The organism is Oceanobacter sp. ABM4_470 (assembly GCF_056158645.1).
Window position 1 is genome coordinate 2,091,296 of the sequence record NZ_JBSWTR010000001.1, and the last position, 17,143, is coordinate 2,108,438.

Genomic DNA, 17,143 nt, shown 5'->3' on the forward strand with positions numbered 1-17,143 from the left:
CCATGACAGACACCCCCACCACAACGAACTTTACTGGCAAAGCCAAACTGGCCTTCAAGGTGCTGGTTGGTAGCTACATTGGCTTACTGCTGACACTGCTGCTGTCTACCCTGGCCAACCCGCCACAAGACGTGGAACCAGGCCCTATGCTGTGGCTGGCTGGACTGGGCATCGCCCTGTTCAAATGCTTGCCATTACTGCTGTTTGTACCCGGACTGATTGCCCGCTCGCACAAAACAGCCTCATGGATGGCCTACATGATCCAACTGTATTTTGTACTGGCGGTCATGCTGGTGTTTACACCGGGCAGCAGCGGCTGGGGATGGCTGATGACCGTACTGACACTGGTGATATTCATCAGCGCCATGCTGTTTACCCGCTGGCAAAAGCGGGCGGATGCGGGGTTGTAAATGCTGGAAGATCAGCAGTCAGTGCTTGATGGCTGACTAAGCAAGAGACAACAAAGCCGGGATAATCCCGGCTTTGTTGTTTATGGGATGCACGTCGGTACCGGTATGTACGGCGCTTCAGGGAGATTTCCAAAAATGGAGAGTCGCTGATTAAAGTTTCCAGACAATTTCGTTCCGCAACCTGCGTACAACCTCAACTTCAGGACCAGCGACCGCCGCATAAACAAAAGAACCTTCTGGTACAGGAACGCACTTTATAGCCGCTCGACTACTGCTGAAGTTGCCATATACGTAGGTGCCATTCTTCACAACATTTGAAAAACTCAGAGATTTCAAGATGGACTCCCCTTTTATGGCACACAAGTCCGGGGAAGCCTGAAGTAGCTTGTGGTCAGACCACAACTGAGGCGGCGACTCCTTCGTCAGCGCAACCGTTTGAATCTCCTTATTACTTGCACATGCGGTCATAAGAACCGCCAAAAGCAAACCCAAAAACTTCATCTTATCTTCCTTAAATATCACGATTGGAGCTTACACCCCGTCCATATTATTTGATTTTTCAGCCCTGGATTTCATAAGTTTTAGCAGCGAAATATGAAAATCACGGAAGATCAACTCTCCCCAGACACGAGAGTAAATACCAAAATTGGTGTTATCCACCAATCTGGTCTTCAGCGTTAAGACCGTATTGCCATCCTGGCCTTGCGACAAGTAGTAGCCTCCGTCCAATGGCGAAAAGTATTCGCCACCAAGTTTCACATGCTTGTCCAATGCATGATCCGGAATTTCGTCAGGGTTGATATCAAAGGAATACGTCATTTTGCTGCCCGGCTCCCAGGCTGTAATGACCTCCCTGAATACAACCCCCTCTTCCCACTCACTGGTACGCACAGCACCGGTTTCATGCGCATTCATGCTGGCCTTGATTGGTCTTGGCACGCCGATCAAGGAAGTCAGTGAAACATCAAACTCACCTGACTGAATTAACTCCACTTCCCCAAGCTGCTTCCAAACGGCAGCTGGAGAGGCATCAATAACAATGCTGTTTTCAACTGTGTAAGTTTTACTCGTTTCAATAAAGTTAACCTCTACCGGCGCGACCAACACAGGCAGTAGCGCCACCGACATCAAAGTGGCGTTGCGCTTTTGGGTGAAATATCGATACAGGCACCCGGCAGCCACACCACCGAGACTGGAAAAGAACATAAATGCAGGAAGTGCCATTGCAACACAAATACTTCCTTCCAATAGTGTTACAACAGAAGCCAGCAGAAAAACGAAGATAGGCTGCCAGGATAGCGTGATCATTCTGCCGATGGTGAGATCAGGGTTTACCTTGCACTCAAAGTGGATACGAATAAATCCAATCACAAACGGCACAAAAAACATAAATGAGACAGTGACCAGCCCACCCACATTCCGCAGGGCTTCGATTTCCCACAAAAGCCTGAGTGAAAGACCATAAATAACACCAAGTGCGATGCCGATATACTTTGGTTGTTCAGGATTCCTTGGTTTTGTAGCCACCTTGCTCTTCATCCTCTTTTCCGGACAGTACTGTTTTCCATTCATCGCCCTGAACTCTAGCGGACTCAAGAACCCCAGCCAAGGCGGACGTCTTGTAGGAGCATCTCTACTGATGGACATTTGAGTTCAGTTGCCTGAACTGGCCGAGGGTGAATTTACCTTTTCGTGCTTAAAAAGGTGTCCGGCAAAACGGGGGAAGATCACTCATTCCGTTGCCAACCATTGTCAGCTTCCATTTAACAGCAAGTACTCTTTAATGGCATTAACTAAACTCTGCGGATCTTCTTTGTAGAAATTTAATGCCCACTCTTCAACACTTTTTAAAAAATCAGTGAGATCTTGTTGGGCAGATAGATTAAAGCCACTCACTTCCGACTGGCTAAATTCTATACTAAAAGAGTTTTCATTATCAGAATCATCGCTCCACAAGGTAATTTGATCCCCATCAAACATAAAAGCAGGGGTTGGGTCGTGCCCCATCCAACTACTCTTATGCTGAGGAAGGCCCTCAATTACATTTTTCCAATCCTGGAGGTCTGCACAACATGAAGGTTTGATAGATACTCCATTTTTCTCGAATAGCGTACCACCGCTAAGCGCTATTTCGCCCTTCAAGTCAAGAGCATTAATAAATTCGGAGTTCAAAGCCAATTCATTGAATTCAAGCAAAGACCCTATAAAAATCCCAACCTCATTTTGAGTGGTCTTTCCATCCAAAATGATGGTTCCGGCTCCTTTTGGGAACTTCACACCAAATGTGTATTTTTCAACATCAAAATAATAAATATCAAAACATATCTTCATTTACGAAACGCTCTGAGGAAGCTAACCTATTACACACGGCATCATGATTCTCTCCCGCTTGCCCAGTTATCTCTCGTAAAATATCCATAGATAGATCGCAGAACAGCGTGCAAAATTAAAGGTGGTAAACAGATGATTCCAACCCACAGGTACTGATATAACAGGTTATTAACCGACAACGTACCACCACCCATTAGTAACGATATTGGAACTGCCATCAAAATCGAAACAAGCGTTACAGAACCAGCACTTTTCAGCGCACCAGACAATGCTTTGGTACACCAAACGACCGGACCCAAAGCAATAAAAGTGATGAACCAGCCTGCTCCGAAAGGCAACGGGAAATATTCTGTCCAGAACGAGTTTGGCACCGTCTTGGAAAACAGAAATTGATCAGGCAGCACGACGATCGCGAGCCCCAACAGAGCGGTGCTGCAAAGTGCGGCGTATTGATACCTCTGCACCAAATCCTCCTTGATCACTGTATGCAAGGGCTTGTCCGAGTGTTTGTGCGTCAACGTGTAGACCAACCGCACAATTCCTTTATATTCCGCCCCACCGTAACAGCCGCAAAAAAGGTGAGCAAGCGCCCCAATCAAGCGAGCTAATTCTTAGAGTGATGGATGATATTTTCTAAGAACAACTTCTAGCAGAAAGACGAAATCACGAACAAAGCCAAGTGAGCAGTATGGTTAAAACATGAACATGCAGACAAAACCGGAAAACAGACTGGCTGAACAACCAGGCTCTAATGCTGGTCACTACAGCACACTGATTGTACCCAGCAACCTAAAGGAGATTCAGGCCAATACAGAATCCCCGCTTGTTGAATTGATCACGTAGTTTAAAAAACCATCGCATGGTCGACCAGAAACCGGCCGTCTTCGTAAACCAAAACCATTTCAGCGACATGCTCACCAGGTGCCTTGGTGTAAAACTGCTTCCAGACAATAGCAGCCGAATCAGGGCGCCTAAACACCGCTACAGGTACTCGCTCTGCGAAAAAACCTTTCTCGGCCTGATACTTCACACAGACTTCATTAAGATAATCACGAGTGACGATTTTTAGCATTCGCTTGTTAAAGTCACGCACATGCCCTTCAAAATCTATATTGGTAGATGCTTCCATCAGGTTATCCATGATGGGATTAGCAATCTCCAGTATCTCCTGCTCTGACATTTCCTCGAAATTCATAGGCTTCCTCTCGTCGTGTGCCGAAGTCATGCGGTGGTCAGAATATGGGACAATTGGAAATCATAAGCAAGGAACACACTCAGCGTCGTGTATGAAGTCCACGCGATTATTGCTTTGTGCTTTCCTAGTTTTACAGGCTGACTTAGGACACCTCTTTGAGTCTAAAAGGCGTCCAGAAAAACGGGAAAATTAGCCAACCTTTTTGAGAAACTGATTATGCAGAACCGCTTGAATATCTATAACCAAAATAAAACAGTAGTCCAGATAGCAGCCATACAAGACCTGCGATAATACTAAATGCGCTAACCATTTCAGGAAAAATGAAGGACAATGGCAAGGTCGCTACACCCCGCAGAATACACACCAGAGATATCACGTACATTCCCAGTTTTAGCAAGGGTAACTGCCTTAAGAACTTAGCTGCAGATAATGCATAGGCTGCACAAAGAAGAAAAACAGATGAAATCAACAAGGTACCGACCGGAGCGACCCAGGTACCGTCAACAGCTGATTGGACTATTTCCGGCGGTGCCATTTGGGCCTCGAAGCACGCTGGCCCAAAGTAAAGGCACGACATATGGGCTATTGCAGTAAAAATCGCTATTAAAGCTCCTGAAACCAGGCCCAGTTTAGCGATAGTCTGATGATCCTTCATAGTTAAATCCCCGAAATGCATGAGGCCGAAAACAACGGCCATACGATCATGAGGTCAGCACAGACGATTTTCACACATCTGCTATACAGTGCCATTTTCAACAGGTAGTAATAAGAATTTACTTTCTGAACCAGATTGCCTGCTCTCTTTGAAAGGCCTGTATTCTTCTGAATGATAAAACTCTAACGCAGATTCTTTAGATTCAAACTCTACAACCAGTGAAAACTCTGGCGTATCGTTTCCTTCAAGCAACTCAATATTTGATGTTCGCGTTAAGTATTTACCACCGTAAGCTACTACAAGCGGAGTAACTTCCTCTAAATACGCACTTACCCAGGATGGGTTGCTTACATTGGTTTCCACAATTATTAAATACTTCATTTCATTCCCTTATATTTAAAACACCCAGTCTTTGGATACGATTTTTCTTTGCGCACTCCACCACGCTTTTTAGTGACAAAAACAGCTGTTTTTTATGCCGCCCTGAGGGGATAGAGTCCTCTCATACTATAACGAGCCCTGGGTAATAGAGAACTATAGCGATCAGAGCTATAGGAAAATCGAAAACCCCTATCACCCAGCAAGTACCACCAACGTCATGAATACATATCATTTAGTAAACGGTGCTAGCCCAAGTAAGAACATAAAATTCAAGACTGAAAATATCAATAAAAAAACAGTTCTCTTCATCATATTCCAGTACGCTAACGCCGAAAACAGCGGATAGCGTAGCGAATCCGCTGATTTTTCTTTGCCTTATTAAATTTGAATATCGCTACGTACTTCAACAAGTATTTCGCCTAATTTATTTAAACCAGAACCGTCTTTACCAGAACCCCAGTAATAATCTCCGGGCGCTTTTTCAACTATATTTTGATCGCCTGTTGAAACCAACAATGCGGCTAACTTTTCGTGTGTTTGGAACTTCTTCAACACTGCCTCATACATAATTTGATCTTTTACCTGCTCCCAGTCACTTCTAATTGGAAGCTTACGACTACGGCCAAGCTCAGCAGCTTGTTTAGACGTGTGGGCCTCACGTATTTTAATCTTATGTTCTTCATCCAGAAATTTCTGAGCCTGAAAATAGTGCTCTACCGTAGGCCACCACTGGCCATCCATTTCTATTCCATACTTCGAGAAATTTGAAAACTCGCCGTACTTGTCAGTTTTTGTGTAGAAATAGATAGTCATAAATCGTAAACGTAACGCGGCCAGCAGGGGCAGGCAAAGCGAGAAGCGGTTTGGCCGTCCCTCTGGCTGGCCTTGTTAACTTTGATTTCTCTAGACAACATACAAACTCCACGCGTAGTAGCAAAACAATGCAAACATTGCCAGAGTTAAGAATAGAGTGATGCTCTCAGCTGAACTAGATAACATTGTTTTTTTGCTGAAAGCAAATTCAAAAACACCAGCGACAATGAAAACAATGCCTACTACGAATGGCAAACAGGCACCCCACGCCAATCTGGGAGCAAGCACATTACTTACGAATTCTGGTGCTAAACCAGCCATTACCATTCCATGCTCATATGCAAGAGCTAGAATGAAAACAGCGAGAGTTAGCAAGTATATTCCTGATCTCAGTGATGCACCCATTTCGTACTCTATGAAGTTAACGTCCAATTAAGGGGTGAACAACGCCACCACCCAACCTAACACACTGCACCGTAAACACTAAATTTGAAGTAGAAACAAAATGAGAATCCCTCTTAAATTGCTTGTTAGGTCAGCAGGTTGCGCCAACTCCCTAAGTATGAATGCTCAGCACAATACTGACTTAGATTCCGACTAGCCAACGAGACTGGGTTCTCTTCAAAGCTCCAAAATGAATCTTGGAATTTTCCATAGAACTCTAGTGCATCATAAAATATGTCGGTGCTATGGATTTCAATATTACTCGTTTGGTTATGATGAGAGCGCCACTGAGCGGCATACTTTGTTTGCCACTCATTTCTACGACCAGCAACGAGAACATAACGGAATTTAGATACAGCACCGAAGATACGTTGTTTTTCGGCAGGCTGCTGGCTAAAGTACCGCTCCCAAGACTTCACTTGCTCGATTGCATGATTTAACTCTCTTGCCGGATTGCCTGTCTGAGTGAACAACTTCATAGACGGTTTTTCAATTTCGACTAAAACCCATTCTGGACCATCTGAGTTGTCGTTTAACCAACAAAAGTCACAGCGAAACTTATCTCCAAATGGAACTTCTGCAAAGTTTGGTTGAATACCGAACTTTCTAGTGTAAAGGTCATGAAATAAGAACGAATTTTTTTTTAGTACTTTTAGTAACTCAACCTCTGAGTCATTTTCAAATGCTTGATCTAGCTGTTGTTTAACAACTGTGATGTCAAAAGTCATAACTACCTTTCTATTTTCTACTACTTAGACCTAACGCCTTTAGTAAACGCGCCGTTTTTTGGCGCCGATTGCCTAAACTTGTTATGTACTACACCGACATCATGTTAAAGAAGACGGTCACAGATCGCCAACAAACAATAATGCTACCTAGTGCAACACCGTAAAGCCAATTATTGGTCCGCTTGATTGCATAACCTATGCTGGCGCTTATAAAAATTAGAGAACCACTAGCAAGGGCAAGCATGCCTACCCCCTTGCAAAAGAAGCCAAGAGTGAAGAAGGTAAAAATGGTGGTGAAAGGAAGCATTAGTAATACCGGCCACCAATCGCCTACCATTTCACCCTTGGTTTCTACTGCATACCCGATAAACGCTGAACTTAAGCCGAAAATTGAGTATGCCAGCAACCACTTTAAAAAATGCTTCATACTATCCAAGGTACATAACGCTTTCCAGCAATGGCGAGTACGACAAGTCCAGATAGTTTGCTGGCGAATTGACTGGCTTTGTTATGCAAGTGGTTCACCACAAGATTTACATCTCTCTACATGCCACCCCCAACTTGGGGTTTTCTTACATTTCGGGCACTTGTATTGAAACACTGCCATCGAAATAAAAGCCAATCCTATGAATTTTAGTAATAGGATAATTTCACGGGGAGCAGGATCAAAAATCTCACCTAAAGCCATCGCTGACATCCAAAAAACTAAAAATATAGCTGTGTAGATCTTTCGTTTTTTATTTACCAACTTAAAACCTTCAATGTACGACATTCGAATTTCCTATACTGCATAACGCCGCGTTAATTGGTGAGCAACGCTACCACCCTGCCTAAACCATTGTGCCGCAAACACTAAAGCTGAATCAAACCGAAAATGCCAAGCGTTGGGAATCCGTTTTAAACGCTTTGTTATATGCTCTGTTTCACCAGAACTTTTGATTTATCGATAGCTAGAGCCTCGCAAAATCCTTCCACGAAACCGGACATTAATGCAGTACCTAATGCAATAGTTTTGGTATCTTCTACAAGAGTTTGATAAACCTTATTTCTATGCTCTAGGTCGGTGAACAAGAAGTTATTTTTAATGTAAAACTCGTGAGCAATATAGTTACGTTTAACTAGTGCTTGCTTCAAGATAGAAGTACCAACATCATCAATATCGGCGTGGCTTTTTAGTAAACCGATGAGTTGACCTAAGGTTTTACGGTCTTCACGGATTACGAGTGCTTCAACTTCTATTTCAACATCAAAATTGTTGTTCAATATCGTAACAAGCGTCCGAGTAAGAAACTCTAGCGTTTGCCCCATATGAAGAGCCTCACCTACTTTTTTATATACATCATCAATTGATGAGTTCATCTAATCTCCATTGAGCATATAACAGCTTATTAGTGCGCATGCGCGCTTTCTGGGTGAGGTATTATCCAGAAAAAATTGATAACCACTTGATTTATAATAAAAAACTCTCATTTCCAGATTCCTCCCTGCCAGAAAAACGCGCATGCGCATTAACTCTTTTTACTGTGCGCATTAACTTGTAAACCTGCAGCACAACTCCTTTGTATTCAGCCGGTTACGGTATCAGCCCCCTACAAAGTGAGCAAGCACGGTGGAAAAACGCGCATTGATTTGTCCGCACGCCAAATACACTGGATGGATGATCAGGTAAAATTCATAAAGAGGAAATACCGAGCCAGCCCATTCATGAATAACCTCGTCACTGCATGGGAACGGCTGTTGAATCTGGTGCTCTCTCTGTGTTGCCAGATGCTTTCGAATAACCAAGCCGGTTTGCAGGTCCGAGAAATTAGGTCCAAATCAGCGACACAGTGTCAGCAACCCCTTTCTATCCAGAACGGGCGCCGATTTATTCTGATGGTCTCTGAATACAGGCGCATTACTGGCAATCACACGGGAAGCTGAATAGTCCCCCCAGAAACACCAAAGCCGGGATAATCCCGGCTTTGGTGTTGGTATCGCGTGAAAACGGCCGTTGATCAGGCTTCGTCTTCCCACTCGCCGTCGGTGTCGTCGTCGGCAATTTCGGTGGTTACGGTGGCGCCGCATTTCACGCATTTGCCTTCGATGTACACCACACCGTCAAATTCGTATTCCTGTGGCTCTTTCATGCCCAGGTCCACTTCCATGCAGTCGTTGCACCAGGTTTGGCTCAGGAAGGCTTCCTGATCTTCTTTGTCGCGGGCGTAAAAGTCGCGGTCGATACGTTCCATAACACTCTCTCTTTAAATGACTGTGTGCAGTCTGGAGCCTGGCGGCCGCTGCACGATGGCGGCATTGTAGGCCAATCATTGGCGATTGAAAGCGCCTATTCAATCCATCTTCTGTTCATTTGCGATTCTGCTTTAACGCTCATCAAATCTGCTCATCGAATCCGTTCATAGCGGCACGTTCAGGAATGGCCTGAAAGTTCTAACTAGTGCCTTACAATGCAGCCAACCTTTCGCATAATTCGATACTTAATCGTATTTATATGCGCTTTTTAAGAAAGGTTTCAGTCTCTATGCTGAACTCAAAACAGGTTCAGGAGTCAGCATGATTTACTTACGTAAAGCAGCCGAGCGCGGCAATGCCAATTTTGGTTGGCTCAACAGTTTCCACAGTTTTTCTTTTGGTCATTACTACGACCCAAACCATATGGGCTGGGGCTTACTGAGGGTCATCAACGACGATACCGTCGACCCCGGTGCGGGCTTTGCACCACACGGCCACCGGGATATGGAAATTATTTCTTACGTGCTGGAAGGTGGCTTGCACCACAAGGACAGCCAGGGCCATGAGTCGGTTTTACGGGTTGGCGAAGTGCAGCGCATGAGCGCGGGTACAGGCATCCGGCATTCCGAGTACAACCACAGCAATGAAGACCCAGTACATTTTTTGCAAATTTGGGTCATCCCCAACCAGCAAGGGCTAACGCCTGGCTACGAGCAAAAAGCCATTGCGCAGCAGGGTAAGCTCACACCACTGGTGAGCCACGACCAACGTGGCGGATCACTGAAAATCCATCAGGACATGGTAATGTCTCGGTTACAACTACAGCCCGGCGAGGAAATCGCGCTGTCTGCCAGCAAGCGCAGTGGCTACTTACACGTCATCGAAGGTGCGTTGGATTGCCAACTGGAGAATCATTCGCCACTGGTGCTGTTACCCGGCGATGGACTTGGCGTCCAGGCTGAGCCGTCGTTGCAGCTACAAGCCCTCGAGCCTACCACTGCGCTGTGGTTCGACTTGCCAGCAATCAGTAACACCTGATGGCAATATTCGGGCACTATTATACAGTTTGAAAAACAAGAGCCCGTTAGAGCTCCATCAGCAACCCAGGAGGCATCAGTGCTGTCACAGAAGGCCGACCGTTGGTTTCAGGCCAGTCTGACCATTCAGATGGTGTGGAACACCCTGCTACTGGCGTGGTTGCTGCTAATGATCTTTATATTCGGTGCCGCTGCCAGCGACGTCAAAGATCACGTTGACCATGCCCAGATGGCATTGGCAGGGCTGTGTATTGGCCTGCTGGCCAGTGTGATTTGGCCACGTAGCCTGTTGAAGCAACACAAGGCGGGTATGCTCGGGTTTGGTCTAACGCGTGTGCGGGCATCCGCAACCTTGCCAGCCGACACTGATCCAACGCCCAAAGCGCGGAAGCCGTGGTCTCTGTGGCTTTGGTGGCTATTGAATATCTTCGTACCGCTGGGCTTTGCCTTCACCCTTTTCCAGATCTGGTGCCTGTGGGCATCAGCAAGACCCAAGGACAATAAAGCGCATGATTACACTTCATCATCTTAATAATTCACGGTCCCAACGCATTCTCTGGCTACTGGAAGAGCTGGGTATCAACTATCAAATTGCGCTGTACGAGCGCGACAAACAAACCCTGCTGGCGCCGCCCAGCCTGAAAGCCATTCACCCTTTGGGTAAGGCCCCGGTGGTGGTTGATGGCGAACAACCCGCGCTGGCGGAGTCCGGACTGATCATCGAATACCTGAACGAAGTAAAAGGCGACTACCGCTTTATGCCTCAGGACGCCGAAGCCCGTTGGCAAGCCAAATACTGGCTGCACTATGCCGAAGGCAGCCTGATGCCCTATTTGTTGCTGACGCTGGTGTTCAACAAGATCAAAACCAGCCCAATGCCGTTTTTCGTCAAGCCCATCGCCAAAGGCATTGCCAACAAGGTGATGGCCAGCTTTGTGCAACCCAACCTCGATACCCACCTGGATTACATCGAGCGTCATTTGGGTAAAAACAGCTGGTTTGCCGGTGAGGAATTATCCATCGCCGATTTTCAGATGATCTTCCCGCTGGAAGCTGCGTTGAGCCGTGCCATCAGCGCCGAAAGCCACCCGAACATTGCTGCCTACGTTAAGAAAGTGCAGGCACGGGATGCCTACAAACGCGCGCTGGAGCAAGGCGGCCCATACGATTACGCCTGAATGAATAGCACCACGCTAAAAAACCAGCTAACCAAAGAAGCCCAACCGGGCTTCTTTGCTCTCTTCCTGCCAACATAACTACTGCTGTTTTCTGTTCGTTATCAGCAGCCACAGCCGTCTTCCTGATTAATGAACCCCATTCATTAACTTGAGCAATTCAGAACGATTCTGCCAACCATCAGGCTTTGCCAGAATGGTCATGATGTTTCCGCTTTGGCGCTGTAGTACTCATTTCTACAGCGCGTTTTTTTAATTTCTTAAAAAACTGACTGATTCTGAAAAACACCGATTTGGCAACCGTCGAACAGTGCCCATCGGCGGAACAGTGGGTTGGCGCTTTTGCAATCGTAAACGAGCCATCATTAAGAGGCTGGCCGTGAAGCCAGCGACAACACCAGGTTGTACTCAGAAGACGACCGGTTACACAACAACAGCCCTGCCCGGGCGAACACTCCACTCAACGCAACCGGAGATTCCCAATGATTTCAGTGACGGTCAATGGTGTGACCCACCAACTGGACATTCCCGAAGACACGCCCATTTTGTGGGCCCTGCGAGATCACATGCAGATGCACGGCACCCGCTTTGGCTGCGGCATGGCCATGTGTGGCGCTTGTACGGTGCATTTGGATGGCAATCCGATTCGCTCCTGCTCTACTCCGATTGCGTTCGCCAATGGCAAGAACATCACCACCATTGAAGCGATGGCGCAGGACACGGTTGGTCAGAAAGTCCAGCAGGCCTGGATGGACGAAGCCGTGGCCCAGTGTGGCTACTGCCAGAGCGGTCAGATCATGAGCGCCGTAGCGCTGCTGAAGTCCAACCCGAACCCCACCGACGAACAAATCGACAACGCCATGGCAGGCAATATTTGCCGTTGCGGTACTTACAACCGTATTCGCAAGGCCATCCATAGCGCCGCTGACAACCCGCAGCTCGCCCAGGCCAACGCCGTTGATGAATCCCTGTTTGTGGAGGTGAAAGCATGAGCACGACCAAAACACTGAACGCAGCAACGGCGACCGAAAATCAGACCGTGCAAATTGCCAACGTCAGCCGCCGCAAGTTTCTCGGTGGTATGGGCATGGCCACCGGCCTGGTGCTGGCCGCTCGTTGGGACATGGCTTTCGCTGAAGATGCCAAATACGGCCGCGACGCCATGCCAAACGGCTGGACCGACAACCCCAATGTGTTTGTCAGCATTGCCACCGACGGCAGCGTAACCATTGTTAACCACCGCGCCGAAATGGGTCAGGGCATTCGCACCAGCCTGGTGATGGTGGTTGCCGATGAAATGGGTGCCGACTGGAATAAGGTGGTGGTTGAGCAAGCCAACGCCAACGAACCCAAATACGGCAACCAGAACACCGACGGTTCCCGCTCCATGCGCCACTTTTTCGAGCCCATGCGTCGTGTTGGCGCCGCCGCCCGACACATGCTGGAGCAGGCTGCCGCACAGGTGTGGAACGTGCCGGTAAGCGATGTCACCACCACTATTCATCAAGTGGTACACCGCCCAACCAACCGCACCCTGAGCTTTGCCGAACTGGCGGAACTGGCCGCTGAAATGAAAGTGCCGGTTGCCGCTTCGTTGCAACTGAAACAACCGTCGGAATGGCGCTATATCAGCAAGAATCCGGGTGCTTATCCGGAAGGCACCACCGAAAAAACCGGCCAACCGATGGCCATTGATGGCCGCGATATTGTCACGGGCAAAGCCGTATTTGGTGCCGACGTGACACTCGACGGCATGCTGGTTGCCAAAATTGTGCGCCCGCCCGTGTATTGCGCTGGCGTTAAATCTTTCGATGCCACAGACGCCAAAAAAGTCACTGGGGTCGTCGATGTGATTGAGCTGCCCACCGTGCAAATGCCATCGGCGTTCACGCCACTGGGCGGTATTGCCGTTGTGGCCGAAAACACCTGGGCTGCCATCAAGGCCAGCCGCGCTCTGAAGATTGAGTGGGACAACGCCAAAGCCGGAGATAACGCCAACTACGATTCAGTGGCTTACCGCCAGCAGCTCGAGGCAGCGGTTCAGCAGCCGGGCAAAGTGGTGCGCAGCGAAGGTGACTTCGAACAGGTGTTGCACAGCGATAGCGCCAACAAGACCGTTGAAGCCAGCTACTACATGCCGCACCTGTCACAATCCCCAATGGAACCCATGGTGGCGATTGCGCAGGTGAAAAATGGCAAGGCAGAAATCTGGGCGTCGGTTCAGAACCCGCAATTGGCCAAAGACGGCGTTGCTGGCCAGCTTGGCCTGAAGCCGGAAGACGTTACCGTTCATTGCACCCTGCTGGGTGGTGGCTTTGGCCGTAAATCCAAGCCCGACTACATTTTTGAAGCCGCCGCCCTGTCAGCCAAACTGAACGGTCGTCCGGTTCGCGTTCAATGGACTCGTGAAGACGACATTCAGCAAGGTTACTACCACACCGTGTCGCTGGATCGCCTGGAAGGCGTGCTGGACAGCAATGGCAAATCCATTGGCTGGCGTCACCGTTCGGCATCGCCTTCCATTACCTCGCTGTTTGGCCCGGACAGCGGCCACACCGCCGTGTTTGAAAACGGTATGGGGTTCAATACCGTGCCGTTCGATATTCCAGCCATTCAACTGGAAAATCCGGCAGCTCCGGCCCACGTGCGCATCGGTTGGTACCGCGCGGTGTACAACTTGCCCCATGCGTTCGCCATCCAGAGCTTCGCGGCCGAACTGGCACACGAAGCCGGTGTTGACCACAAACAGTACCTGCTGGATCTGATTGGCCCTGCCCGCAAGATCAATCCGACCAGCATCGGTGAACACTGGAACTACGGCGAAAATCCGGCCGAGTACGTACTGGATACCGGCCGCCTGCGCGACGTGATCGAAGTGGCCACCCGCAAAGCTGGTTGGGGCAAGACCATGCCGAAAAACCGCGGTTTGGGGTTGGCCGTTCACAACAGCTTTGTGTCTTACGTGGCAGTGGTGTTCGATGCCGAAGTGACCGACGCCGGTGAGCTGATTATTCACCGTGCCGACATTGCGGTGGACTGTGGCCCGCAGGTGAATCCGGACCGCATTCGCTCGCAAATGGAAGGTGCCTGTGTCATGGGCATCAGCAACGCGCTGGTAAGTGAAATCACCGCCAAAGACGGTGCCATTCAGCAGTCGAACTTCCACAACTATCAGGTGGCTCGCATCGTGCACGCTCCGAAGGAGATTCATGTTCATGCCGTCAATAACCGCATGGATGTGCCAATGGGCGGCATCGGTGAACCCGGTGTACCGCCGGTTGCACCGGCTCTGTGCAATGCCATTTTTGCCGCCAGCGGCAAACGCATTCGCACCTTGCCGATTGCCAACCAGCTGAAAACCTCCTGACGCTAACACCTGATAGGTGGAGACCTCTTGATGCAGCACCTTGATGTGCAGGTAATCAAACAGGCATTGGAATGGAGCCAGACGGGTCACACCGTCTGGCTTTGTACCGTGCTGTCGACTTTTGGTTCGTCTCCCCGCGAACCCGGCTCCATGATGGTTGCCCGCAGTAACGCCCAGCATGTCGGCTCGCTGTCGGGTGGCTGTGTGGAAGACGACTTTCTGGAACAACTGCAAAACGGTGCCTGGCAACAACCCGTGCAAACCGTGCGCTATGGCGACCCGGCGGACGACCATTCCGGGCGGCCGCAAATCCGCCTACCGTGTGGCGGTATTCTGGATGTACTGGTGGAAAAGCTGCCAGCGTCAGCGGCCAGTCAGCACTTGCTAACCCAACTATTGAACGTACTGGAAGGCCAGCAACAAGCGTTGCGCCAGGTGGACCTCAGCAGTGGCAAATCGGAACTGTCCCCCCTGAACGACCAGGGCGGCGACCGCATTGAACTGTGTGGCAACAAGGCGCTGATTCGAATTGGCCCTGCCAGCCGTTTGATCATTTGTGGTCTGTCGACGGTGGCCAAGGCCTGCGCCGATTTCGCCGTTACCCTCGGCTACGAAGTGATTGTGTGCGAGCCACGAGAAGAAGTGCTGGCCGGCTTCGAACTTACGGGTGTTCGACTGGAGCGCAAGCTGCCCTCTTCGTTCATCAAAAAAGCTGGCAACTGCCACGCCCAAACGGCGGTTGTGGCCATGACCCACGACCCTCGCATTGACGATCTGGCCATGATCGAAGCGGTAAAAACCGATGCGTTCTATATTGGCGTTATGGGGTCGCGCAAAACCTCCGATGCCCGTGCCAGTCGCCTGATGCGCGTAGGCGGCCTGACCGCCGAACAAGTCGAGCGCATTCATATGCCCATCGGCCTGGCCTTGGGCAGCAAAACCCCCGCAGAGATTGCCCTGGCGGCAATGGCCGATATTCTGCGAGTGCAACGCGGTCGCGCCCGTGACGACCTTTAAAGAACCATGAATCCATGATTTTTGAACAGAAAAAACATCAGGTACTGGGGCTGATTATGGCGGCCGGTTTTTCCAACCGCTTCGGCCCTGACGACAAGCGCAAAGCGGCGTGGCAAAACACCACACTGCTGGGTGCCACCATCGAAAACACCCGCCAATACCTGCCAAACATTGCCGTGGTCATTCGCCCGGATGACATCGCCTACGACCTTGGCATTACTCGCGGCACGCCGATTATTCGGGCAAGCAATGCCAGCAATGGCATGGGCTCGAGTATTTCTGATGCGATGGCGGTGTTACTGGAAGGTGGCGCGGCAAACGGCGCGCTGCTGAAATCGTCCAGCCTGCCGATTCACACAATCGCCCTGCTGCTGGGTGATATGCCAAGCATTACTGAGAGTACCTTTAAACGGCTGGTCGAACGCTCGGGCAGCAATCGTATTGTGAGGCCGGTTCACGAGGGCCAGAGCGGCCACCCGGTGCTGTTTGGCAAGGCCTACTGGCCGGAATTGGCTGCCCTGACAGGCGACAGTGGTGGCAAGCAGATTGTGAAACGCCAACAGGCGCAAGTGGATAACCTGGCGGTCGACGACCCCGGCGTTCTGCTGGACGTCGATCAACCGCAGGATCTGATGGATCAACCTGTTTGACCTATTTAAACAGCGCCTTGATGATCTCGCCGGATGGCATCACATCGCCGTACTTGCTGTTGATATCAAACAGGTTGGCGTCGTGCGGTGCCTGATGGCGGTCGCCACAGCAATCCCCCGCGACAATGGTTCGGAAGCCGTGCTGCAAGGCGTCCACCGCCGTTGCCCGCACACAGCCACTGGTTGAACAGCCCACCAGCACCACCGTATCCACGCCACGGGCAGTTAATGTCGCCGCCAAACTGGTGCCAAAAAACGAGCTGGCATATTGCTTCACCACCACCACTTCAGAATCCTGCGGCGTCACTTCAGGGCAGAATTCCGCATACGGATTGCCTTCCACCATGGCTTTCATCACCGGCGCTTTTTGCAGCCAGATGCCGCCATCGGCAAAGCCTGAATGATACAGAATGCGGGTATGAATCACGTCCATGCCGTTGGCACGAGCCTGCTCTAACAGGGGTACGGTATTGGCCACGGCGGTTTTCACCAGCGGCGCATACAAGGGTGAACCTTCGGTCACGTAGCCTTGCAGGAAGTCGATCAGCACCAGCGCAGCCTTGTTGCCAAACCCTACTTTGCCATCCCAAACACCCGCGTAGTTGTTACCCAAATCGTCTTGAGCCAAATCGTCTTTAGGCATAGCCCAGCCCCTCCACAAGAAAACAGACACCGGCAGCGCAACCGCAGGCCAACACTACCGAATAA

General features: G+C 49.7%; 22 protein-coding genes. 8 read left to right on the forward strand and 14 right to left on the reverse strand.

Annotation, left to right across the window (positions count from 1 at the left end):
• Positions 1-2 precede the first annotated feature (2 nt).
• A complete protein-coding gene (locus ACXADJ_RS09095; RefSeq protein WP_475064978.1) occupies positions 3-410 on the forward strand; it encodes a DUF2069 domain-containing protein in 408 nt (135 codons plus the stop codon).
• A 150-nt stretch (positions 411-560) separates the two neighbouring features.
• Here ACXADJ_RS09095 and ACXADJ_RS09100 read toward each other — a convergent pair whose 3' ends face one another.
• From ACXADJ_RS09100 to ACXADJ_RS09160, 13 genes are all read right to left on the reverse strand, one after another.
• The gene (locus ACXADJ_RS09100; RefSeq protein WP_475064980.1) at positions 561-911 is read right to left on the reverse strand and encodes a hypothetical protein; all 351 of its coding nucleotides are present in this window, start codon (positions 909-911) and stop codon (positions 561-563) included.
• A gap of 30 nt (positions 912-941) precedes the next feature.
• Positions 942-1,949: an SRPBCC family protein gene (locus tag ACXADJ_RS09105; RefSeq protein WP_475064982.1), complete on the reverse strand. Its 1,008-nt coding sequence runs from the start codon at positions 1,947-1,949 to the stop codon at positions 942-944.
• A gap of 213 nt (positions 1,950-2,162) precedes the next feature.
• Positions 2,163-2,741 (reverse strand): hypothetical protein, encoded by a 579-nt coding sequence (locus tag ACXADJ_RS09110; RefSeq protein WP_475064984.1) that lies wholly within the window; start codon positions 2,739-2,741, stop codon positions 2,163-2,165.
• Positions 2,742-2,782: 41 nt separating this feature from the next.
• The gene (locus tag ACXADJ_RS09115; RefSeq protein ID WP_475064986.1) at positions 2,783-3,232 is read right to left on the reverse strand and encodes a hypothetical protein; all 450 of its coding nucleotides are present in this window, start codon (positions 3,230-3,232) and stop codon (positions 2,783-2,785) included.
• Between the two features lie 353 nt (positions 3,233-3,585).
• Positions 3,586-3,936 (reverse strand): hypothetical protein, encoded by a 351-nt coding sequence (locus tag ACXADJ_RS09120; protein ID WP_475064988.1) that lies wholly within the window; start codon positions 3,934-3,936, stop codon positions 3,586-3,588.
• Positions 3,937-4,150: 214 nt separating this feature from the next.
• Positions 4,151-4,591, reverse strand: coding sequence for a hypothetical protein (locus tag ACXADJ_RS09125; protein WP_475064990.1), 441 nt, complete (start codon positions 4,589-4,591; stop codon positions 4,151-4,153).
• 81 nt (positions 4,592-4,672) lie between these two features.
• The gene (locus ACXADJ_RS09130; protein ID WP_475064991.1) at positions 4,673-4,972 is read right to left on the reverse strand and encodes a DUF1330 domain-containing protein; all 300 of its coding nucleotides are present in this window, start codon (positions 4,970-4,972) and stop codon (positions 4,673-4,675) included.
• A 378-nt stretch (positions 4,973-5,350) separates the two neighbouring features.
• Complete coding sequence (locus ACXADJ_RS09135) at positions 5,351-5,785, reverse strand: NADAR family protein (RefSeq protein ID WP_475064993.1); 435 nt, start codon at positions 5,783-5,785, stop codon at positions 5,351-5,353.
• A gap of 530 nt (positions 5,786-6,315) precedes the next feature.
• Positions 6,316-6,957 carry a Shedu anti-phage system protein SduA domain-containing protein gene (locus ACXADJ_RS09140; RefSeq protein ID WP_475064995.1) on the reverse strand — a complete coding sequence of 214 codons (642 nt, stop codon included), beginning with the start codon at positions 6,955-6,957 and terminating at the stop codon, positions 6,316-6,318.
• An 88-nt stretch (positions 6,958-7,045) separates the two neighbouring features.
• The gene (locus tag ACXADJ_RS09145; protein ID WP_475064997.1) at positions 7,046-7,384 is read right to left on the reverse strand and encodes a hypothetical protein; all 339 of its coding nucleotides are present in this window, start codon (positions 7,382-7,384) and stop codon (positions 7,046-7,048) included.
• A gap of 81 nt (positions 7,385-7,465) precedes the next feature.
• Positions 7,466-7,729 (reverse strand): hypothetical protein, encoded by a 264-nt coding sequence (locus ACXADJ_RS09150; protein WP_475064999.1) that lies wholly within the window; start codon positions 7,727-7,729, stop codon positions 7,466-7,468.
• A 137-nt stretch (positions 7,730-7,866) separates the two neighbouring features.
• Positions 7,867-8,316: a hypothetical protein gene (locus ACXADJ_RS09155; RefSeq protein ID WP_475065000.1), complete on the reverse strand. Its 450-nt coding sequence runs from the start codon at positions 8,314-8,316 to the stop codon at positions 7,867-7,869.
• 638 nt (positions 8,317-8,954) lie between these two features.
• Complete coding sequence (locus ACXADJ_RS09160) at positions 8,955-9,188, reverse strand: hypothetical protein (RefSeq protein ID WP_028292754.1); 234 nt, start codon at positions 9,186-9,188, stop codon at positions 8,955-8,957.
• Between the two features lie 322 nt (positions 9,189-9,510).
• Between ACXADJ_RS09160 and ACXADJ_RS09165 the strand changes: the two genes are divergently transcribed.
• From ACXADJ_RS09165 to ACXADJ_RS09195, 7 genes are all read left to right on the forward strand, one after another.
• On the forward strand, positions 9,511-10,227 hold the full coding sequence (locus ACXADJ_RS09165; RefSeq protein WP_475065003.1) for a pirin family protein: 717 nt from the start codon (positions 9,511-9,513) through the stop codon (positions 10,225-10,227).
• 78 nt (positions 10,228-10,305) lie between these two features.
• Positions 10,306-10,758 carry a hypothetical protein gene (locus tag ACXADJ_RS09170; protein WP_475065005.1) on the forward strand — a complete coding sequence of 151 codons (453 nt, stop codon included), beginning with the start codon at positions 10,306-10,308 and terminating at the stop codon, positions 10,756-10,758.
• The gene (locus ACXADJ_RS09175; RefSeq protein ID WP_475065007.1) at positions 10,736-11,404 is read left to right on the forward strand and encodes a glutathione S-transferase family protein; all 669 of its coding nucleotides are present in this window, start codon (positions 10,736-10,738) and stop codon (positions 11,402-11,404) included. The genes ACXADJ_RS09170 and ACXADJ_RS09175 overlap by 23 nt, the downstream gene beginning before the upstream one ends.
• 479 nt (positions 11,405-11,883) lie before the next feature.
• Positions 11,884-12,393 (forward strand): (2Fe-2S)-binding protein, encoded by a 510-nt coding sequence (locus ACXADJ_RS09180; protein WP_475065010.1) that lies wholly within the window; start codon positions 11,884-11,886, stop codon positions 12,391-12,393.
• On the forward strand, positions 12,390-14,768 hold the full coding sequence (locus ACXADJ_RS09185) for a xanthine dehydrogenase family protein molybdopterin-binding subunit (protein WP_475065012.1): 2,379 nt from the start codon (positions 12,390-12,392) through the stop codon (positions 14,766-14,768). Before ACXADJ_RS09180 ends, ACXADJ_RS09185 begins: the two co-directional genes overlap by 4 nt.
• 30 nt (positions 14,769-14,798) lie before the next feature.
• Positions 14,799-15,785: an XdhC family protein gene (locus ACXADJ_RS09190; RefSeq protein ID WP_475065014.1), complete on the forward strand. Its 987-nt coding sequence runs from the start codon at positions 14,799-14,801 to the stop codon at positions 15,783-15,785.
• A gap of 14 nt (positions 15,786-15,799) precedes the next feature.
• The gene (locus tag ACXADJ_RS09195) at positions 15,800-16,435 is read left to right on the forward strand and encodes a nucleotidyltransferase family protein (RefSeq protein WP_475065016.1); all 636 of its coding nucleotides are present in this window, start codon (positions 15,800-15,802) and stop codon (positions 16,433-16,435) included.
• Between the two features lies 1 nt (position 16,436).
• Here the strand turns inward: ACXADJ_RS09195 and ACXADJ_RS09200 are convergent, their stop codons facing one another.
• Positions 16,437-17,078, reverse strand: a complete 642-nt coding sequence (locus ACXADJ_RS09200; RefSeq protein WP_475065018.1) for an N-carbamoylsarcosine amidohydrolase — start codon at positions 17,076-17,078, stop codon at positions 16,437-16,439.
• Positions 17,079-17,143: the final 65 nt, after the last annotated feature.